Consider the following 17,720-nt stretch of genomic DNA (forward strand, 5'->3'; position numbering starts at 1 on the left):
CCCCTTGCTAGATGTAAATAATTTCGAATTTATGAAAATAGGTTTGGCATCGCCAGACAAAATTCGGTCATGGTCACATGGGGAAGTAAAAAAACCAGAAACGATTAACTATCGAACGTTAAAACCAGAAAAAGATGGTCTATTCTGTGAAAGAATTTTCGGGCCGCAAAAAGACTGGGAATGTTATTGTGGAAAATACAAACGGATCCGTTACAAAGGTGTTGTTTGTGATCGATGCGGTGTAGAGATCACGAAATCTAAGGTGCGTCGTGAGCGTATGGGGCATATTGAATTAGCTGCACCTGTATCTCACATTTGGTACTTTAAAGGTATCCCGAGTCGGATGGGCTTATTATTAGATATGTCACCACGAGCATTAGAGGAAGTCATCTATTTCGCAGCTTATATTGTTACGGACTCTGGTGATACACCACTTGAAAAGAAACAGTTATTATCTGAAAGAGAATTCCGTGCATATCGCGAAAAATACGGAAGAAGCTTCAATGCCGAAATGGGTGCAGAAGCGATTAAGAAGATTTTACATGATATTGATCTTGAAAAAGAATCGCAGTTATTGCGTGAAGAACTAAAGAAAGTTCAAGGTCAACGTCGTACACGAGCGATTAGACGCTTAGAAGTAATTGAAGCGTTTAGAAACTCTGGAAATGATCCGTCGTGGATTATTTTAGATGTATTACCGATTATCCCGCCAGAATTACGTCCAATGGTTCAATTAGATGGAGGACGATTTGCGACCTCTGACTTAAACGACTTATATCGACGGGTAATCAACCGTAATAATCGCCTCAAGCGTTTATTAGACTTAGGTGCACCAAGCATTATTGTACAAAACGAGAAGCGGATGCTTCAAGAAGCGGTAGATGCACTGATTGATAATGGTCGCCGGGGTCGTCCAGTAACTGGGCCAGGTAACCGTCCGTTGAAATCACTTTCGCACATGTTAAAAGGTAAGCAAGGACGCTTCCGCCAAAACTTATTAGGTAAACGAGTCGACTATTCAGGTCGTTCTGTAATTGTTGTTGGTCCTAACTTGAAGATGTACCAATGTGGTTTACCGAAAGAGATGGCTGTAGAATTATTCAAACCATTTATTATGAAAGAATTAGTTGAACGTGGTTTAGCGCATAATATTAAATCAGCTAAACGTAAAATCGAAAGATTACATGCTGAGGTTTGGGAAGTGCTAGAAGATGTAATTAAGGAGCACCCGGTCTTATTGAACCGTGCGCCAACATTACACCGTTTAGGAATTCAAGCATTTGAGCCAACATTAGTTGAAGGTCGCGCGATCCGTCTACACCCCCTTGTGTGTACAGCATATAACGCTGACTTTGACGGTGACCAAATGGCTGTTCACGTCCCACTTTCAGCTGAAGCACAAGCTGAAGCAAGAATTTTAATGTTAGCTGCCCAAAACATTTTAAACCCGAAAGATGGAAAGCCTGTTGTTACGCCATCACAAGATATGGTTTTAGGTAACTATTACTTAACGATGGAACGAAGAGGTGCAATCGGAGAAGGGAAAGTCTTCAAAGATTTCAATGAAGCGATCATTGCTTATCAGAATGGATATGTCCACTTACACACACGGATAGCCGTTCAAGCATCATCGTTAGCTAAAGCTCAATTTACTGAAGAGCAAAATAGACAACTCTTATTAACAACGGTTGGTAAATTAATTTTCAATGATATTTTGCCTCCATCATTCCCATATATGAATGAACCGACGCAAACAAACTTGGAAATTGAAACACCAGCTAAGTACTTTGTTCCTGAGGGTTCAGACATAAAAGCAGAACTGGATCAACGCGATCTTATTACGCCTTTCAAGAAAGGCATTTTAGGAGACATTATCGCAGAGGTCTTTAAGAAGTTTAAGATTAGTGAAACATCTAAGATGCTTGATAAGATGAAAGACTTAGGTTTTAAATACTCAACTAAAGCTGGGATCACTGTCGGGGTAGATGACATTGTTGTTTTACCTGATAAAGAAGTCATTTTAGACGAAGCCCAAGATAAAGTTGATAAAATTATGAAACAATTCCGTCGCGGTTTGATTACAGAAGAAGAACGCTATGAGCGCGTGATTTCAATCTGGTCAAAAGCTAAGGACGATATTCAAGAAAAATTAATGAAGACACTCAGCCATCAGAACCCAATCTATATGATGAGTGATTCTGGAGCGCGTGGTAATGCTTCTAACTTTACTCAGCTTGCGGGTATGCGTGGTTTAATGGCTAACCCGGCTGGACGAATTATTGAATTACCGATTAAGTCAAGCTTCCGTGAAGGTTTAACAGTTCTTGAATACTTTATCTCGACTCACGGTGCACGTAAAGGTCTTGCAGATACGGCACTTAAGACAGCTGACTCAGGTTACCTCACGCGTCGTCTCGTTGATGTTGCACAAGATGTGATTATTCGAGAAGATGACTGTCAGACAGATCGTGGTCTAACAGTTAGCGCAATTACAGAAGGTTCAGAGATGATTGAGCCACTATATGACCGCTTAGTTGGACGTACGGCTTTCCAGACAGTCCGTCATCCAGAAACAAATGCGATTATTGTTGAAAAGAATCATTTCATTAATGAAGATATCGCTAAAGAGATTGTTGATTCTGACATTGAAGAAGTAACAATTCGAACAGTCTTTACATGTAATACAAAACACGGTGCATGTAAAAAGTGTTACGGCCGTAACTTGGCAACTGGTCAAGAGGTTGAAGTTGGAGAAGCAGTTGGTATTATCGCTGCTCAATCGATTGGTGAGCCCGGAACACAGTTGACGATGAGAACATTCCACACAGGTGGAGTCGCAGGTAGCGATATTACTCAAGGTTTACCGCGTATCCAAGAGATTTTTGAAGCGCGTAATCCAAAGGGTCAGGCTGTTATTAGTGAAGTAAAAGGGATCGTTAAAGATATTAGTGAAGTAAAAGAACGCCAAGAAGTGATTGTTGAAGGTGAGATTGAAACACGCACTTATCAAGTTCCTTATGGATCTAGAGTAAGTGTTGGAATTGGTGATCAAGTGATTGCTGGTCAACCATTGACTGAAGGTTCAATTGATCCAAAAGAATTATTAAAATTCCAAGGTACAGACGGTGTTCAAACTTACCTCCTCAAAGAGGTTCAAAAAGTATACCGAATGCAAGGTGTTGAAATTGGTGATAAGCACGTTGAAGTAATGGTTAGACAGATGCTTAGAAAAGTAACAATTGACGATCCGGGTGATACAGAACTACTGCCTGGCTCAATGTTAGAAATCCATCAATTTAGAGAAGTAAATGAAAAAGCTTTTTCAGCAGACAAAGAACCAGCTGTTGGGCGTCCAGTTTTATTAGGAATTACGAAGGCATCATTAGAAACAGATTCCTTCTTGTCAGCTGCTTCTTTCCAAGAAACAACAAGAGTTCTAACAGATGCTGCAATTAAGGGTAAACGAGATGAACTCTTAGGTCTGAAGGAAAATGTTATCTTAGGGAAACTAGTCCCAGCAGGTACTGGAATGGCTCGTTATCGAAAAGTTGGTATGAAAACTGAGCAACCCGTTGAGAATGTCATTGAAGATGAAGTAATCAATGAAAATGCAGATGAAAACACAGAAAGTGAACCAACTGCATAAATAAGTTTTTGTAGCACTTAATAGACACTGAAGAATATAGTATCGCTCGAACAAAAAAGTGTGAAACTTAATTAAATTTAAGTTGACATTGAATATTTAGGGTGGTACTATATTCAAGGTGCTTCTGTTACTCTAGTACTTTGGAGGATATGAAAATGTCTTATGATAAAGTAACGCAAGCTAAAGATCGTTTATTAATTGGTTTAAAACAAACAGAAAAAGCGATGAAAGCTGGCCAAGTAAGCCAAATTGTAATTGCTTCGGATATTGATTCTGCAATGAGATTAAAATTAGTTAATCTCGCAAACGAGTTAATGATTCCGTATGAAATGGTCGATTCAAACAAACGACTAGGTAAGGCTTGTGGGATAGAAGTGGGAACAGCAGTAGTAGCGATAAGGCAATGAAGTTTTGGTGAATCCAATCAATGATTCATGAAAACTTTGTTTTTGGTTTAAAAATGAACCGCCTGGATGTGTGGTATTAGAAACGAGAAGGAAGGAGGAGAGTAAATGCCAACAATTAATCAACTTGTTCGAAAAGGACGTATTACGAAAACAAAAGGATCTGACTCGCCAGCTTTAGGAAAAAGCTATAACAGTTTCAAGAAAAAAATGAATGATACAGCTTCTCCACAAAAACGAGGCGTTTGTACGCGTGTTGGAACTTTAACACCTAAGAAACCGAACTCGGCGTTACGTAAGTATGCGCGTGTTCGTTTAACGAATGGAATTGAGGTTACGGCATATATCCCGGGGATTGGACACAACCTTCAAGAACACAGTGTTGTATTGATCCGTGGTGGTCGTGTGAAAGACTTACCAGGTGTGCGTTATCACATTGTTCGTGGTGCATTAGACACAGCTGGTGTTGAAGGTCGTATGCAAGGACGTTCTAAGTATGGAGCGAAACGTCCTAAAAACTAAAAAAATTTGATTGAAATTGAGGAAAGGAGGTTAGACTATGCCACGTAAAGGTCCAGTAGCTAAACGTGATGTCTTACCAGATCCGTTATATAACTCTAAGCTTGTCACTCGCCTAATCAATCAAATTATGGTTGATGGTAAACGAGGAAAAGCTCAAAAAATTCTTTATCGTGCATTTGAGCTTGTAGAAGAGCGCGGTGGTCAACCGGCTATCGAAGTATTCGAACAAGCGATGAAGAACGTTATGCCTGTTTTAGAAGTACGCGCACGTCGTGTTGGAGGTTCAAACTACCAAGTACCAATGGAAGTACGCCCTGACCGTCGTCAAGCATTAGGTCTTCGTTATATTGTTAATTACTCACGCCTTCGCGGAGAGAAGACAATGGAAGAACGCCTTGCTAATGAAATTTTAGATGCGTCTAAAAATACAGGTGCTTCAGTTAAGAAACGTGAAGATTTACACAAAATGGCGGAAGCGAACAAAGCGTTTGCTCACTACCGCTGGTAATATTATTAGATTCCCTTTTTAAAAAGGTGAGTCTTAATAATTTTTACAGCTAATATACACTATTAAACAGACTAAATAGAAGGAAGGAGAAAAAAATATGGCTAGAGAGTTCTCCTTGGAGAAAACACGTAATATCGGTATCATGGCTCACATTGATGCTGGTAAAACGACAACAACTGAGCGTATTTTATTCTATACGGGTAAAATCCATAAAGTTGGTGAGACACACGAAGGTGCTTCACAAATGGACTGGATGGAGCAGGAGCAAGAGCGTGGGATTACAATCACATCTGCTGCCACTACAGCTCAGTGGAACGGTCACCGGATTAACATCATTGATACGCCTGGTCACGTCGACTTTACAGTTGAGGTTGAACGTTCACTGCGTGTGTTAGATGGTGCTGTTACAGTGTTAGATGCCCAATCGGGTGTTGAACCACAAACAGAAACGGTATGGCGTCAAGCGACAACATACGGTGTACCACGTATTGTATTTATTAATAAGATGGATAAAACAGGTGCTGATTTTGAGTATGCTGTTGGGACATTACATGACCGCTTAGGCGCGAATGTTCATCCTGTTCAATATCCAATTGGTGCAGAAGATCAATTCGAAGGAATTATCGATCTAATTGAGATGAAAGCATACTACTATGAAGATGATTTAGGTACAGTTACTGATGCAAAAGAAATTCCTGCTGAATTAGCAGATAAAGCTGAAGAATTACGTACAAATCTTCTTGAAGCAGTAGCTGAATTAGATGAAGACCTTATGATGAGCTATTTAGAAGGTGAAGAGATCACTAACGATGAACTTCGTCAAGCGGTTCGTCAAGCAACATTAAGTGTTGAATTCTATCCGGCTTTCTGTGGTTCTGCATTCAAAAACAGAGGTGTCCAATTATTAATTGACGGGGTTGTTGACTACTTACCAGCTCCAACGGACGTGCCACCTATTGAGGGTATTGTACCGGGCACAGAAGAGGAAGTTGTGAGAAAAACAGGTGATGATGAGCCATTCTCAGCATTAGCGTTTAAAGTAATGACTGACCCATTTGTAGGGAAACTAACATTCTTCCGAGTCTATTCAGGAACATTGAAAGCAGGATCATATGTCCAAAACTCTACAAAAGGTAAACGTGAAAGAGTTGGTCGTATCCTACAAATGCACGCGAATTCACGAGAAGAAATTAGTGAAGTACACTCGGGAGATATTGCAAGTGCAGTTGGTTTGAAAGACACGTCAACAGGGGATACTCTCTGTGATGAGAAGAACCTTGTTATTCTTGAATCAATGGACTTCCCAGAGCCAGTTATCTCGGTTGCAATTGAGCCGAAATCTAAAGCAGACCAAGATAAGATGTCAATTGCTTTAGGTAAGCTTGCTGAAGAAGATCCGACATTTAAAACTGAAACAAATGCTGAAACAGGTCAAACAATTATTTCAGGTATGGGTGAATTACACCTTGACGTTATTGTAGACCGATTAAGAAGAGAATTTAAAGTGGATGCTAATGTTGGTGCGCCACAAGTTTCATATCGTGAAACATTCCGTGGATCAGCTGAAGTCGAAGGTAAATTTGTTCGTCAATCAGGTGGTCGTGGACAGTATGGACACGTATGGATCAAGTTCGAACCTAATGAAGAAGGCGCAGGATTTGAGTTTGTCAATAATATTGTTGGTGGAGTTGTTCCTCGTGAATATATCCCTTCAGTTGAAGCTGGAATTAAAGAATCAATGGAAAACGGAGTCCTTGCAGGCTATCCACTAATCGATGTTAAAGCAACTCTATATGACGGTAGTTACCATGACGTTGACTCTAACGAGACTGCGTTTAGAGTGGCTGCTTCATATGCACTAAGAGCTGCTAAGAGTAAGTGTAACCCAGTTCTACTTGAACCAATGATGAAAGTAGAAGTTGTTATCCCTGAAGAATATATGGGTGACATTATGGGCGATATCACATCACGTCGTGGACGCGTTGATGGTATGACAGCACGTGGAAATGCACAAGTTGTAAATGCATTTGTCCCACTTGCAGAAATGTTTGGTTATGCAACAGCATTACGTTCAAATACTCAAGGACGTGGAACATACACAATGTTCTTCGATCACTATGAAGAAGTGCCTAAGAGTATTTCAGAAGAAATCATTCTAAAAAATGCTGGTCAATAATTGCTTTTTAACACAATTTAGCGTATAACTTGTATTGAAAGCTTAGTTATAAGTCAGTATAATGTAGCTAAGTAAAAATACATGTAATAAAAAAATTAACTTTTATTTATTTAAAGGAGGAACTATAGAATGGGTAAAGAAAAATTTGACCGTTCGAAAGAACACGTTAACGTTGGTACATTAGGCCACGTTGACCACGGTAAAACAACATTAACTGCTGCAATTACAACAGTAATGGCAAAAAGAAATGGTGACGGAACTGCAATGGGTTACGACCAAATTGACGGTGCACCAGAAGAAAAAGAGCGTGGAATCACAATTTCTACTTCACACGTTGAGTACGAAACTGAAACACGCCACTACGCACACGTAGACTGCCCAGGACACGCGGACTACGTTAAAAACATGATCACGGGTGCAGCGCAAATGGACGGTGCGATCTTAGTTGTATCTGCAGCTGATGGTCCAATGCCACAAACTCGTGAGCACATCCTACTTTCACGTAACGTAGGGGTACCTGCTTTCGTTGTATTCTTAAACAAAGCAGACATGGTTGATGATGAAGAATTATTAGAATTAGTAGAAATGGAAGTTCGTGATCTATTATCAGAATACGATTTCCCAGGTGATGACGTACCAGTTATTACAGGTTCTGCTCTTAAAGCACTTGAGGGTGACGCAGCTTATGAAGAGAAAATCGTTGAGTTGATGGCTGCTGTTGATGAGTATATCCCAACACCAGAACGTGATACAGACAAACCATTCATGATGCCAGTTGAGGACGTATTCTCAATTACTGGACGTGGTACTGTTGCAACAGGTCGTGTTGAGCGTGGTGAAGTTAAAGTCGGTGACGAAGTTGAAGTTATCGGTTTAGCTGAAGCTCCATCGAAAACAATTGTAACAGGTGTTGAAATGTTCCGTAAGCTTCTTGACTATGCTGAAGCTGGTGACAACATTGGTGCACTATTACGTGGTGTTTCACGTGAAGACATTAACCGTGGTCAAGTTCTAGCAAAGCCAGGAACAATTACACCACACACTAACTTCAAATCAGAAGTTTACGTATTATCAAAAGAAGAAGGTGGACGTCATACGCCGTTCTTCGATAACTATCGCCCACAGTTCTACTTCCGTACAACGGACGTAACAGGAATTGTTAGACTTCCAGAAGGTGTGGAAATGGTTATGCCAGGTGATAACGTTGAAATGACAGTAGAATTAATTTCACCAATCGCGATCGAAGAGGGAACTCGTTTCTCAATTCGTGAAGGTGGCCGTACAGTAGGTTCAGGTGTTGTTTCTACTATTGATAAGTAATCAATAACCTTTAATAGAGTAACGATTCAATTCGTTACTCTATTTTTACGTTTTAAATCTACAATTCAATCAGAAGAAAACCCTTTAAATAACCTTATAAATGGTTTTTATCGGCTTTATTAGCCCGATTATCACTTAAAGTTGCTCGATATGAAAAAAAGTCAATAAAAAGCTAAAATAATTGATAAAAAACCTTGCAATCTGTGCATGATTTCTGTATACTGTCTAATGTTGGTCACAAAGGCGATGAAGCGAAAGGTTGTTGGCACACCCGGCCCCTTTGCCATGGGGTGGGAGTCGAGAAAATTTTCGTGGAGAATGTCTATTAAATTAAATGGGCGAAAAGGAGGGAACATAATGGCAAAAGAAAAAATCAGAATTCGTTTGAAAGCATATGATCACAGAATTTTAGATCAATCAGCAGAGAAGATTGTTAATACTGCAAAGCGTTCAGGAGCAGGGGTATCGGGACCAGTTCCGTTACCAACTGAAAAGTCAATCTACACAGTACTACGTGCAGTGCATAAGTATAAAGACTCTCGTGAGCAGTTTGAAATGCGTACACACAAACGTCTAATTGATATTTTAAACCCTACACCAAAAACGGTTGATGCGCTAATGCGATTAGATCTACCATCAGGTGTGGACATTGAAATTAAACTATAATATGAAATTATCAGGAGGTGTAACGGATGACGAAAGGAATCTTAGGTCGTAAAGTCGGCATGACACAAATTTTCACTGAACAAGGTGAATTAATTCCAGTAACAGTAGTTCAAGCTGAACCGAACGTAGTTTTACAGAAACGCACGATGGAAAATGACGGCTATGAAGCGATTCAAGTTGGTTTTGCTGATCAAAAAGAAGTAAATGCAAATAAACCAGCGAAAGGACATGCTGCAAAAGCGAGCACTAATCCTAAGCGCTTCATTCGTGAATTCCGTAATGTTAAGTTAGATGACTATGAAGTTGGTCAAGAACTTAGCGTAGAGGTTTTCGAAGCGGGAGATATGATTGACGTAACAGGTACTTCAAAAGGGAAAGGGTTCCAAGGTTCCATTAAGCGTCACAATCAAGCGCGCGGACCAATGTCACACGGTTCAAGGTACCATAGAGGCTCAGGTTCAATGGGAAGTACAGCTGAACCAGCACGTGTGCGTAAAGGTAAGAAATTACCAGGGCAAATGGGTGGCGAAACAACAACAATTCAAAATCTAGAGATTATGAAAGTTGATGCAGAGCGTAACTTATTACTAGTTAAAGGTAACATCCCAGGCCCAAGAAAATCATTCGTAAAAGTTACGAGTGCAGTAAAGGCTAACTAAATATTAGTTGAAGGGAGGATATGTCATGCCTAAATTAGCACTATATAACCAAAGTGGATCGCAAGTAGGCGATATTGAATTAAATGATGCGGTGTTTGGTATTGAGCCAAACCAGCACGTTTTACACGATGCTGTTGTTATGCAACAAGCTTCAAAACGTCAAGGAACACACGCAGTAAAAAACCGTTCAGCAGTACGTGGCGGTGGCCGTAAGCCATGGCGTCAAAAGGGAACAGGTCGTGCACGTCAAGGATCGATTCGTTCACCACAATGGGTAGGCGGTGGTGTTGTATTCGGACCGACTCCACGCTCGTATGCATATAAATTACCGAAAAAGGTTCGTCGCTTAGCACTTAAATCAGCACTTTCAACTAAAGTACAAGATGAAAGCTTGACTGTATTAGATGCACTAGCAATTGACGCACCAAAAACAAAAGAAGTTGTTAAAATTCTAGCAGCACTTAATATAAATGAAAAAGCATTAATCGTTACAAACGAAAAAGATGAAGTTGTTCTTAAGAGTGCAAATAATTTACCAAATGTCACTGTTCAATATGCAAGCCAAATCAATACATTGGATATCCTTGCACATGACAAACTTATTATCACTAAAGACGCAGCTGAATCAATAGGGGAGGTGCTTGCATAATGAAAGACTCTCGTGATATTATTAAGCGCCCAATCATCACTGAAAACACTGCAGAACTTATGGCAGATAAAAAGTATACTTTTGAAGTAACTAAGACTGCCAATAAGTCAGAAATTAAAACAGCAGTAGAAGAAGTTTTTGGTGTCAAAGTTGTTAAAGTAAATACTGCAAACATTAAAGGCAAGTTCAAGCGTATGGGCCGTCACAGTGGTTACCGTCCAGATCGTAAGAAAGCTATTGTGCAGTTATCAGAAGATAGTAAAGAACTCGATTTCTTTGAAAGCATTGACTAAGTTATAAAAGGAGGGAAAAGAGATGGCGATTAAGAAGTATAAAGCAACTTCTAATGGTAGACGTAATATGTCTGGTCTAACGTTCAGTGAAATTACAACTGACAAACCAGAGAAGTCGTTATTAGAACCAATTAAAAAACAAGCAGGTCGTAACAACCAAGGTAGAATCACAGTTCGTCATCAAGGTGGTGGCCATAAGCGTCAATACCGCGTGATCGATTTCAAACGTAACAAAGACGGCATACCAGGTCGCGTTGCTACTATAGAATATGATCCGAACCGTACAGCTAACATTGCTTTAATCAATTATGCTGACGGAGAAAAACGTTATATTTTAGCACCAAAAGGTCTTCAAGTAGGACAAGAAATTTTTTCAGGTGAAGATGCAGATATTAAAGTTGGTAATGCATTACCACTCAAAAATATTCCAGTCGGTACGACAATTCATAATATTGAATTAAAGCCAGGTAGAGGTGGACAATTAGCTCGCTCTGCAGGTGCTGAAGCACAAATTCTAGGTCGTGAAGAAAAATATGTTCTTGTACGCTTAGCTTCAGGTGAAGTTCGTTTAATTCTATCAACTTGCCGTGCAACAATTGGTCAAGTTGGAAATATTGAAAATGAATTGATTCGCTCAGGTAAAGCTGGACGTTCACGCTGGAAGGGTATTCGCCCAACTGTTCGTGGTTCGGTTATGAACCCAGTAGATCACCCACACGGTGGTGGGGAAGGACGCGCGCCAATCGGCCGTAAATCACCTGTATCACCATGGGGTAAACCGACACTTGGCTTGAAAACACGCAAGCGCAATAAAGCATCAAATAAATATATTGTACGTTCACGTAAAAAATAATCCGATTGTAAGGCGGGTAATTGAACCCGTCCGACAATCACGGGAGGAGGTTAATGTATGGGTCGTAGTTTAAAAAAGGGACCTTTCGTAGACGAACACTTAATGAAAAAAGTTGAGCTGTTAAACGAAGAAAACAAGAAACAAGTCGTTAAAACATGGTCACGTCGTTCTACAATTTTCCCTAATTTTGTTGGCCATACGATAGCCGTCTATGATGGCCGCAAACATGTGCCAGTTTATATTACAGAAGATATGGTAGGACACAAGTTAGGAGAATTTTCACCGACGCGTCTATTCAAAGGACACTCAGGCGATGATAAGAATACTAAACGTTAATATGAGAGGAGGCGCTCTTGATGCAAGCAAAAGCTGTTGCAAAAACTATTAGAATTGCTCCTCGCAAAGTTCGACTGGTCGTTGATTTAATTCGAGGTAAAAACGTTGGAGAAGCAATTGCTATTTTAAAACATACACAACGTGGCGCTAGCGCTGTTGTTGAAAAAGTATTAAACTCTGCGATCGCAAACGCAGAACACAATTATGACATGGATATTGAGAATCTTTACGTGTCTGAAGCTTACGTAAATGAAGGTGTGACACTGAAAAGATTCCGTCCACGCGCGCAAGGTCGTGCAAGTCAAATTAATAAAAGAACGAGCCACATTACAGTGGTCGTATCAGAAAAGAAGGAGGGATAATCTGTGGGTCAAAAAGTTAATCCAATAGGTTTTCGAGTTGGCGTCATCCGTGATTGGGAATCAAGATGGTATGCTGGCAAAGATTATGCAGATCTATTACATGAAGATATTAAGATTCGTGAATATATTGAAGAACGATTAAAAGATGCTGCAGTTTCTAAAGTAGAAATTGAGCGTGCAGCAAATCGTGTTAACATTTTAATTTCAACGGGTAAACCAGGTATGGTTATCGGTAGAGGTGGTTCAGAAGTTGAAGCACTACGTAAAGCATTAAATGAACTAACAGGTAAGAAAGTTCATATTAATATCGTTGAAATTAAGCGACCTGATATCGATGCAAAGTTAGTTGCAGAGAATATTGCTCGCCAATTAGAAAGCCGTATTTCATTCCGACGCGCTCAGAAGCAAGTTATCCAACGTGCAATGAGAGCAGGAGCTAAAGGAATCCGTACGCAAGTATCTGGCCGTCTAAATGGTGCAGATATGGCTCGTTCAGAAAGCTATAGTGAAGGAACAGTACCACTACACACACTCCGTGCAGATATCGATTATGCGCACGCAGAAGCAGATACAACATTCGGTAAATTAGGTGTTAAAGTGTGGATTTATCGTGGTGAAGTCCTTCCAACTAAAAATAATAAATAAAGGAAGGGGGCACAACTTATGTTAATGCCTAAACGTGTTAAGTATCGTAAGCAACATAGAAGACATTTAGATGGTAAAGCAAAAGGTGGAACAGAAGTAGCATTTGGTGATTATGGACTAAAAGCTGTTGAACCTGCATGGATCACAAGTCGTCAAATTGAGTCTGCACGTATTGCAATGACTCGTTATATGAAACGTGGTGGAAAGGTCTGGATCAAAATTTTCCCAGATATGCCATTCACAAAGAAACCATTAGAAGTTCGAATGGGATCTGGTAAAGGTGCTCCTGAAGGCTGGGTAGCCGTAGTAAAACCAGGTAAAGTACTCTTTGAAGTTGGGGGCGTTTCAGAAGAAATCGCACGTGAAGCACTTCGTTTAGCTGCTCACAAACTCCCGATTAAAACTAAATTTGTAAAACGTGAAGAAATTGGTGGTGAAATCAATGAAGGCTAATGAAATTAGAGAACTAACCACTGCCGAAATTGAACAAAATGTACAATCATTAAAAGAAGAGCTTTTCAACTTACGTTTTCAGCTAGCAACTGGACAATTAGAAAACACTGCACGTTTACGTGAAGTACGCAAATCTATTGCTCGGTTAAAAACGGTTGTTCGTGAAAGAGAGCTTAGTGTTAATAACTAGAATTTAGAGAGGAGGTTAGCCTCAAATGACAGAACGTAATGATCGTAAAGTATACACTGGACGCGTTTTTTCAGATAAAATGGACAAAACGATTACTGTAGTCGTGGAAACATACAAGTTCCATCCATTGTACGGAAAGCGTGTTAAATATACGAAGAAGTTTAAAACTCATGACGAGAATAACCAAGCTAAAATCGGTGATATCGTTAAGATTATGGAAGTACGTCCATTATCTAAGACAAAAAGATTTAGATTGCTTGAAATCGTCGAAGAAGCAGTTATTGTCTAAAAATTTATTGTAAAAGTTCGCTCGGGTTAGATTCCGAAGGGAGGTAACATCGGTATGATTCAGCAAGAAAGTTATTTAAAAGTAGCAGATAACTCAGGTGCACGTGAAGTTCAAACAATTAAAGTTTTGGGCGGAAGTGGACGAAAAACTGCTAACATTGGTGATGTGATCGTTTGTTCAGTGAAACAAGCAACACCTGGTGGCGTTGTCAAGAAAGGTGAAGTTGTAAGAGCTGTTATTGTACGAACAAAGACAGGCGTTCGTCGTACAGATGGATCATATATCCGTTTTGATGAAAATGCAGCGGTCATTATCCGTGAAGATAAAAGTCCTAGAGGGACACGTATCTTTGGACCAGTAGCACGTGAACTACGTGATGCTAAGTTTATGAAAATCATTTCATTAGCACCAGAGGTATTATAATTTTTAAGCGAGAAAAGCTTAAAACAATCAGATTTTAATGGAAGCCTTGTAAGGAGGTGCGTCGAGCATGCATGTAAAAAAAGGTGATAAAGTTAAAGTATTAACAGGTAAAGATAAAGGTAAAGAAGGCAAAATTCTTGCTGTTTACCCGAAAAGAGATCGAGTGCTTGTTGAAGGTGTGAATATCGTTAAGAAGCATCAAAAACCTTCTCAAGATAACCCACAAGGTGGAATCCTTGATCAAGAAGCACCAATCCATGTTTCTAATGTATTACCAATTGATCCGAAGACTGGTGAACCAACTCGCGTAGGGTATGAAGAGCGTGATGGAAAGAAAGTTCGTATCGCTAAAAAGTCCGGAGAAGCATTAGATTAATCTTAGCGATGAAAGGAGGGCTACTCAGATGAACGAGTTGAAAGTAAAATATAATGAAGAAGTCGTAAAATCATTAGTAGAGAAATTTAATTATGATTCAGTAATGCAAGCACCTAAAGTTGAAAAGATCGTGATTAATATGGGTGTTGGTGATGCTGTTCAAAATGCGAAAGTATTAGATAGCGCGGTAGAAGAACTTGGCTTGATTTCAGGTCAAAAACCTTTAATTACTAAAGCAAGAAAATCAATTGCTGGTTTCCGCTTGCGTGAAGGAATGCCAATCGGCGCGAAAGTAACCCTTCGTGGGGAACGCATGTATGACTTTTTACAAAAATTAATTCATGTGTCACTTCCACGGGTACGAGATTTTCGTGGTATTTCAAATAAAGCATTTGATGGTCGTGGCAACTACACGTTAGGTATAAAAGAACAATTGATTTTCCCGGAAGTAGACTATGATCAGGTGAGTAAAGTTCGTGGACTAGATATCGTTATTGTTACAACAGCTAACACTGACGAAGAAGCTCGTGAATTATTAACTCAACTTGGCATGCCTTTCCAAAAATAAGCGAACCCGCTAATATAAGGAGGGAAAATAGTGGCTAAAAAATCGATGATTGCAAAACAGAAACGGACAAAAAAATATAAAGTGCAAGAATACACACGCTGTGAACGCTGTGGTCGTCCACACTCTGTATTACGTAAATTTAAACTTTGCCGAATTTGCTTCCGTGAACTTGCCCACAAAGGTCAAATTCCTGGTGTTAAAAAAGCAAGCTGGTAAACCCCGAAATAGGGAAGGAGGTATTTTATAAATGGTTATGACAGATCCAATTGCAGATATGCTAACACGTATTCGTAATGCAAATAAGGCTCGCCATGAGAAGCTAGAGATTCCTGCATCTAACACGAAAAGAGAGATTGCTGAAATCTTAAAGCGCGAAGGCTTTGTTCGTGATTACGAGTTCGTTGCAGATAATAAACAAGGTGTTTTACGAGTTTTCCTTAAATATGGTGTAAATGAACAACATGTAATTACTGGTCTAAAAAGAATTAGTAAGCCAGGACTACGCGTATATGTAAAAGCTGATGAAATACCACGTGTACTTAACGGTTTAGGTATTGCGATTATATCCACATCTAAAGGTATCCTTTCAGATAAAGAAGCACGCGAACAAACAGTTGGTGGCGAGGTATTGGCATACGTTTGGTAATAGTTTTATTTTAAGATAGGAGGTGCCATGTAAATGTCACGTATTGGTCTTAAGGTTATTGAAATCCCTGAAGGCGTTGAAATCAAAAATGATAACAACTTAGTGACTGTTAAAGGGCCAAAAGGCGAATTAACACAACAACTTCATGCGGATATGAAAATTAATATAGACGGTAAGGAATTGACGGTTGAAAGACCGAACAATAGTAAATTAAGTAAATCTCTACACGGTACTACACGAAGCTTGATCGCTAATATGGTCGAAGGTGTACACAAAGGATATGAGAAATCACTTGAAATCCAAGGTGTCGGTTATCGTGCGCAAAAACAAGGTAACAAGCTTGTTGTTAACGCGGGCTATTCACACCCAGTAGAAATTGAACAACCAGAAGGTATCGAATTTGACGTTCCAACAAACACAAAGATTATTGTTAAAGGAATTGACAAAGAATTGGTCGGTGCTTTAAGCTCGAAAATTCGCGCCATTCGTAAACCGGAACCATATAAAGGTAAAGGAATTCGATATGAAGGTGAATATGTACGTCGTAAAGAAGGTAAAACAGCTAAATAAGCGAGTTAACCTCAAATGATAATGTAAGTTTAGTTTGAGACAGAAAGGAGAGACCTAGATGATCAGAAAACTTGATAAGAATGTTGTGCGTAAAAAAAGACATTTACGTGTTCGTAAAAATTTATTTGGCACAGAAGAGCGTCCGCGTTTAAACGTTTTCCGTTCAAACAAACATATTTACGCGCAATTAATTGATGACATCAATGGTAAAACTTTAGCAAGTGCATCAACTGTTGACAAAGAGTACACTGAAAAAGTGACTGCAAACACTGAGGCGGCTAAACTTGTTGGAGAATTAATTGCAAAGCGTGCGATAGATAAAGGATACAAGACAGTAGTTTTTGATCGTGGAGGATACTTATACCACGGCCGTGTTAAAACTCTAGCAGATGCTGCCCGTGAGGCAGGTCTTGAATTTTAATTATAGAAGGAGGGACACATTTTGCGTTTAGATATCGATCCGAATAAATTAGATTTAGAAGAACGAGTCGTTACGATTAATCGTGTAACTAAAGTTGCTAAAGGTGGACGTACATTCCGATTTGCAGCACTAGTTGTTGTCGGAGACAAAAACGGCCACGTTGGCTTAGGTACAGGTAAGGCACAAGAAGTACCTGAAGCGATTAGAAAAGCAGTTGATAATGCGAAGAAAAACTTAATTAAAGTACCACTTGTAGGAACAACGGTTCCACATGAAGTGACTGGCCGTTTTGGTGCAGGAAGTATTTTAATTAAACCAGCTGTAGAAGGTACTGGAGTTATTGCTGGTGGATCAGTTCGTGCGGTACTTGAATTAGCTGGAATTAGTGATATTTTATCTAAATCACTAGGCTCAAACACACCAATCAACGTAGTACGTGCAACTATCCAAGGTTTGAGCGAACTTAGACCAGCTGAAGAAGTCGCTAAACTACGTGGTAAATCAGTAGATGAATTGTTAGGATAAGGAGGGAAATCAAATGGCTAATAAGTTAGAAATTACCCTCGTGCGCAGTGTTATAGGTAGAACGGAAACTCAAAAACAAACGGTTAAAGCTTTAGGATTAAATAAAATTAATCAATCCGTTGTGTGTGAAGATACACCTTCATTAAGAGGGATCATCAATAAAGTATCACATTTAATATCGGTTAAAGAATTGTAATTATCATAGCGCAAAGAGGAGGTG

Annotated in this window: 26 protein-coding genes; all 26 read left to right on the forward strand. The window is 39.6% G+C overall.

All coding sequences use genetic code 11. The features are described 5' to 3' along the window. Positions 1-4 precede the first annotated feature (4 nt). The 26 genes from rpoC (at position 5) to rpmD (ending at position 17,696) form a co-directional block, all read left to right on the forward strand. Positions 5-3,646, forward strand: a complete 3,642-nt coding sequence (gene rpoC, locus ABD814_RS04625; RefSeq protein WP_344910821.1) for a DNA-directed RNA polymerase subunit beta' — start codon at positions 5-7, stop codon at positions 3,644-3,646. Positions 3,647-3,801: 155 nt separating this feature from the next. Next, positions 3,802-4,053, forward strand: coding sequence for a ribosomal L7Ae/L30e/S12e/Gadd45 family protein (locus ABD814_RS04630; RefSeq protein ID WP_344910824.1), 252 nt, complete (start codon positions 3,802-3,804; stop codon positions 4,051-4,053). Positions 4,054-4,158: 105 nt separating this feature from the next. After that, entirely contained in the window at positions 4,159-4,572 is a 414-nt protein-coding gene (gene rpsL, locus ABD814_RS04635; protein WP_344910826.1) for a 30S ribosomal protein S12, read from the forward strand. Between the two features lie 37 nt (positions 4,573-4,609). Further along, positions 4,610-5,080, forward strand: a complete 471-nt coding sequence (gene rpsG, locus ABD814_RS04640) for a 30S ribosomal protein S7 (RefSeq protein ID WP_344910829.1) — start codon at positions 4,610-4,612, stop codon at positions 5,078-5,080. Between the two features lie 97 nt (positions 5,081-5,177). Beyond that, positions 5,178-7,256, forward strand: a complete 2,079-nt coding sequence (gene fusA, locus ABD814_RS04645) for an elongation factor G (protein ID WP_344910832.1) — start codon at positions 5,178-5,180, stop codon at positions 7,254-7,256. Between the two features lie 129 nt (positions 7,257-7,385). Then, positions 7,386-8,576, forward strand: a complete 1,191-nt coding sequence (tuf, locus tag ABD814_RS04650; protein ID WP_344910835.1) for an elongation factor Tu — start codon at positions 7,386-7,388, stop codon at positions 8,574-8,576. Between the two features lie 357 nt (positions 8,577-8,933). Then, the gene (gene rpsJ, locus ABD814_RS04655; protein ID WP_015008861.1) at positions 8,934-9,242 is read left to right on the forward strand and encodes a 30S ribosomal protein S10; all 309 of its coding nucleotides are present in this window, start codon (positions 8,934-8,936) and stop codon (positions 9,240-9,242) included. Positions 9,243-9,268: 26 nt separating this feature from the next. Beyond that, positions 9,269-9,901 carry a 50S ribosomal protein L3 gene (rplC, locus tag ABD814_RS04660; protein ID WP_344910840.1) on the forward strand — a complete coding sequence of 211 codons (633 nt, stop codon included), beginning with the start codon at positions 9,269-9,271 and terminating at the stop codon, positions 9,899-9,901. Between the two features lie 25 nt (positions 9,902-9,926). After that, positions 9,927-10,550 (forward strand): 50S ribosomal protein L4, encoded by a 624-nt coding sequence (gene rplD, locus ABD814_RS04665; protein WP_344910842.1) that lies wholly within the window; start codon positions 9,927-9,929, stop codon positions 10,548-10,550. Next, positions 10,550-10,843 (forward strand): 50S ribosomal protein L23, encoded by a 294-nt coding sequence (gene rplW / locus ABD814_RS04670; protein ID WP_344910844.1) that lies wholly within the window; start codon positions 10,550-10,552, stop codon positions 10,841-10,843. The genes rplD and rplW overlap by 1 nt, the downstream gene beginning before the upstream one ends. A gap of 22 nt (positions 10,844-10,865) precedes the next feature. Continuing rightward, complete coding sequence (gene rplB, locus ABD814_RS04675) at positions 10,866-11,696, forward strand: 50S ribosomal protein L2 (protein WP_344910846.1); 831 nt, start codon at positions 10,866-10,868, stop codon at positions 11,694-11,696. A 57-nt stretch (positions 11,697-11,753) separates the two neighbouring features. Beyond that, complete coding sequence (gene rpsS, locus ABD814_RS04680) at positions 11,754-12,032, forward strand: 30S ribosomal protein S19 (RefSeq protein ID WP_344910848.1); 279 nt, start codon at positions 11,754-11,756, stop codon at positions 12,030-12,032. A 20-nt stretch (positions 12,033-12,052) separates the two neighbouring features. Further along, positions 12,053-12,394, forward strand: a complete 342-nt coding sequence (rplV, locus tag ABD814_RS04685; protein ID WP_344910850.1) for a 50S ribosomal protein L22 — start codon at positions 12,053-12,055, stop codon at positions 12,392-12,394. A 3-nt stretch (positions 12,395-12,397) separates the two neighbouring features. Next, positions 12,398-13,039, forward strand: coding sequence for a 30S ribosomal protein S3 (gene rpsC / locus ABD814_RS04690; protein ID WP_344910852.1), 642 nt, complete (start codon positions 12,398-12,400; stop codon positions 13,037-13,039). Between the two features lie 18 nt (positions 13,040-13,057). Further along, the gene (rplP, locus tag ABD814_RS04695) at positions 13,058-13,492 is read left to right on the forward strand and encodes a 50S ribosomal protein L16 (protein WP_344910854.1); all 435 of its coding nucleotides are present in this window, start codon (positions 13,058-13,060) and stop codon (positions 13,490-13,492) included. Continuing rightward, complete coding sequence (gene rpmC, locus ABD814_RS04700) at positions 13,482-13,682, forward strand: 50S ribosomal protein L29 (protein WP_344910856.1); 201 nt, start codon at positions 13,482-13,484, stop codon at positions 13,680-13,682. Before rplP ends, rpmC begins: the two co-directional genes overlap by 11 nt. 25 nt (positions 13,683-13,707) lie before the next feature. Next, the gene (rpsQ, locus tag ABD814_RS04705) at positions 13,708-13,971 is read left to right on the forward strand and encodes a 30S ribosomal protein S17 (protein WP_344910858.1); all 264 of its coding nucleotides are present in this window, start codon (positions 13,708-13,710) and stop codon (positions 13,969-13,971) included. Positions 13,972-14,025: 54 nt separating this feature from the next. Further along, positions 14,026-14,394 (forward strand): 50S ribosomal protein L14, encoded by a 369-nt coding sequence (rplN, locus tag ABD814_RS04710; RefSeq protein ID WP_344910861.1) that lies wholly within the window; start codon positions 14,026-14,028, stop codon positions 14,392-14,394. A gap of 67 nt (positions 14,395-14,461) precedes the next feature. After that, positions 14,462-14,770: a 50S ribosomal protein L24 gene (gene rplX / locus ABD814_RS04715; protein WP_344910863.1), complete on the forward strand. Its 309-nt coding sequence runs from the start codon at positions 14,462-14,464 to the stop codon at positions 14,768-14,770. Between the two features lie 28 nt (positions 14,771-14,798). After that, positions 14,799-15,338, forward strand: a complete 540-nt coding sequence (rplE, locus tag ABD814_RS04720) for a 50S ribosomal protein L5 (protein WP_344910865.1) — start codon at positions 14,799-14,801, stop codon at positions 15,336-15,338. 30 nt (positions 15,339-15,368) lie between these two features. After that, the gene (locus ABD814_RS04725) at positions 15,369-15,554 is read left to right on the forward strand and encodes a type Z 30S ribosomal protein S14 (RefSeq protein ID WP_344910867.1); all 186 of its coding nucleotides are present in this window, start codon (positions 15,369-15,371) and stop codon (positions 15,552-15,554) included. 31 nt (positions 15,555-15,585) lie between these two features. After that, a complete protein-coding gene (gene rpsH / locus ABD814_RS04730) occupies positions 15,586-15,984 on the forward strand; it encodes a 30S ribosomal protein S8 (RefSeq protein ID WP_344910869.1) in 399 nt (132 codons plus the stop codon). Positions 15,985-16,017: 33 nt separating this feature from the next. Beyond that, positions 16,018-16,554: a 50S ribosomal protein L6 gene (rplF, locus tag ABD814_RS04735; RefSeq protein ID WP_344910872.1), complete on the forward strand. Its 537-nt coding sequence runs from the start codon at positions 16,018-16,020 to the stop codon at positions 16,552-16,554. Between the two features lie 58 nt (positions 16,555-16,612). Then, the gene (gene rplR, locus ABD814_RS04740; protein ID WP_344910873.1) at positions 16,613-16,975 is read left to right on the forward strand and encodes a 50S ribosomal protein L18; all 363 of its coding nucleotides are present in this window, start codon (positions 16,613-16,615) and stop codon (positions 16,973-16,975) included. 21 nt (positions 16,976-16,996) lie between these two features. Further along, entirely contained in the window at positions 16,997-17,500 is a 504-nt protein-coding gene (rpsE, locus tag ABD814_RS04745; RefSeq protein ID WP_425549053.1) for a 30S ribosomal protein S5, read from the forward strand. A 13-nt stretch (positions 17,501-17,513) separates the two neighbouring features. Further along, a complete protein-coding gene (gene rpmD / locus ABD814_RS04750) occupies positions 17,514-17,696 on the forward strand; it encodes a 50S ribosomal protein L30 (protein WP_344910875.1) in 183 nt (60 codons plus the stop codon). Positions 17,697-17,720 lie beyond the last annotated feature (24 nt).

The organism is Amphibacillus indicireducens (genome assembly GCF_039539605.1).
GTDB classification, from domain to species: domain Bacteria; phylum Bacillota; class Bacilli; order Bacillales; family Amphibacillaceae; genus Amphibacillus; species Amphibacillus indicireducens.

Coding starts and splice junctions, on each gene's coding strand:
- ABD814_RS04630 (WP_344910824.1), top strand. CDS start 3,802: ATGTCTTATGATAAAGTAACGCAAGCTAAAGATCGTTTATTAATTGGT.
- rpsL (WP_344910826.1), top strand. CDS start 4,159: ATGCCAACAATTAATCAACTTGTTCGAAAAGGACGTATTACGAAAACA.
- rpsG (WP_344910829.1), top strand. CDS start 4,610: ATGCCACGTAAAGGTCCAGTAGCTAAACGTGATGTCTTACCAGATCCG.
- fusA (WP_344910832.1), top strand. CDS start 5,178: ATGGCTAGAGAGTTCTCCTTGGAGAAAACACGTAATATCGGTATCATG.
- tuf (WP_344910835.1), top strand. CDS start 7,386: ATGGGTAAAGAAAAATTTGACCGTTCGAAAGAACACGTTAACGTTGGT.
- rpsJ (WP_015008861.1), top strand. CDS start 8,934: ATGGCAAAAGAAAAAATCAGAATTCGTTTGAAAGCATATGATCACAGA.
- rplC (WP_344910840.1), top strand. CDS start 9,269: ATGACGAAAGGAATCTTAGGTCGTAAAGTCGGCATGACACAAATTTTC.
- rplD (WP_344910842.1), top strand. CDS start 9,927: ATGCCTAAATTAGCACTATATAACCAAAGTGGATCGCAAGTAGGCGAT.
- rplW (WP_344910844.1), top strand. CDS start 10,550: ATGAAAGACTCTCGTGATATTATTAAGCGCCCAATCATCACTGAAAAC.
- rplB (WP_344910846.1), top strand. CDS start 10,866: ATGGCGATTAAGAAGTATAAAGCAACTTCTAATGGTAGACGTAATATG.
- rpsS (WP_344910848.1), top strand. CDS start 11,754: ATGGGTCGTAGTTTAAAAAAGGGACCTTTCGTAGACGAACACTTAATG.
- rplV (WP_344910850.1), top strand. CDS start 12,053: ATGCAAGCAAAAGCTGTTGCAAAAACTATTAGAATTGCTCCTCGCAAA.
- rplP (WP_344910854.1), top strand. CDS start 13,058: ATGTTAATGCCTAAACGTGTTAAGTATCGTAAGCAACATAGAAGACAT.
- rpmC (WP_344910856.1), top strand. CDS start 13,482: ATGAAGGCTAATGAAATTAGAGAACTAACCACTGCCGAAATTGAACAA.
- rpsQ (WP_344910858.1), top strand. CDS start 13,708: ATGACAGAACGTAATGATCGTAAAGTATACACTGGACGCGTTTTTTCA.
- rplN (WP_344910861.1), top strand. CDS start 14,026: ATGATTCAGCAAGAAAGTTATTTAAAAGTAGCAGATAACTCAGGTGCA.
- rplX (WP_344910863.1), top strand. CDS start 14,462: ATGCATGTAAAAAAAGGTGATAAAGTTAAAGTATTAACAGGTAAAGAT.
- rplE (WP_344910865.1), top strand. CDS start 14,799: ATGAACGAGTTGAAAGTAAAATATAATGAAGAAGTCGTAAAATCATTA.
- rpsH (WP_344910869.1), top strand. CDS start 15,586: ATGGTTATGACAGATCCAATTGCAGATATGCTAACACGTATTCGTAAT.
- rplF (WP_344910872.1), top strand. CDS start 16,018: ATGTCACGTATTGGTCTTAAGGTTATTGAAATCCCTGAAGGCGTTGAA.
- rplR (WP_344910873.1), top strand. CDS start 16,613: ATGATCAGAAAACTTGATAAGAATGTTGTGCGTAAAAAAAGACATTTA.
- rpmD (WP_344910875.1), top strand. CDS start 17,514: ATGGCTAATAAGTTAGAAATTACCCTCGTGCGCAGTGTTATAGGTAGA.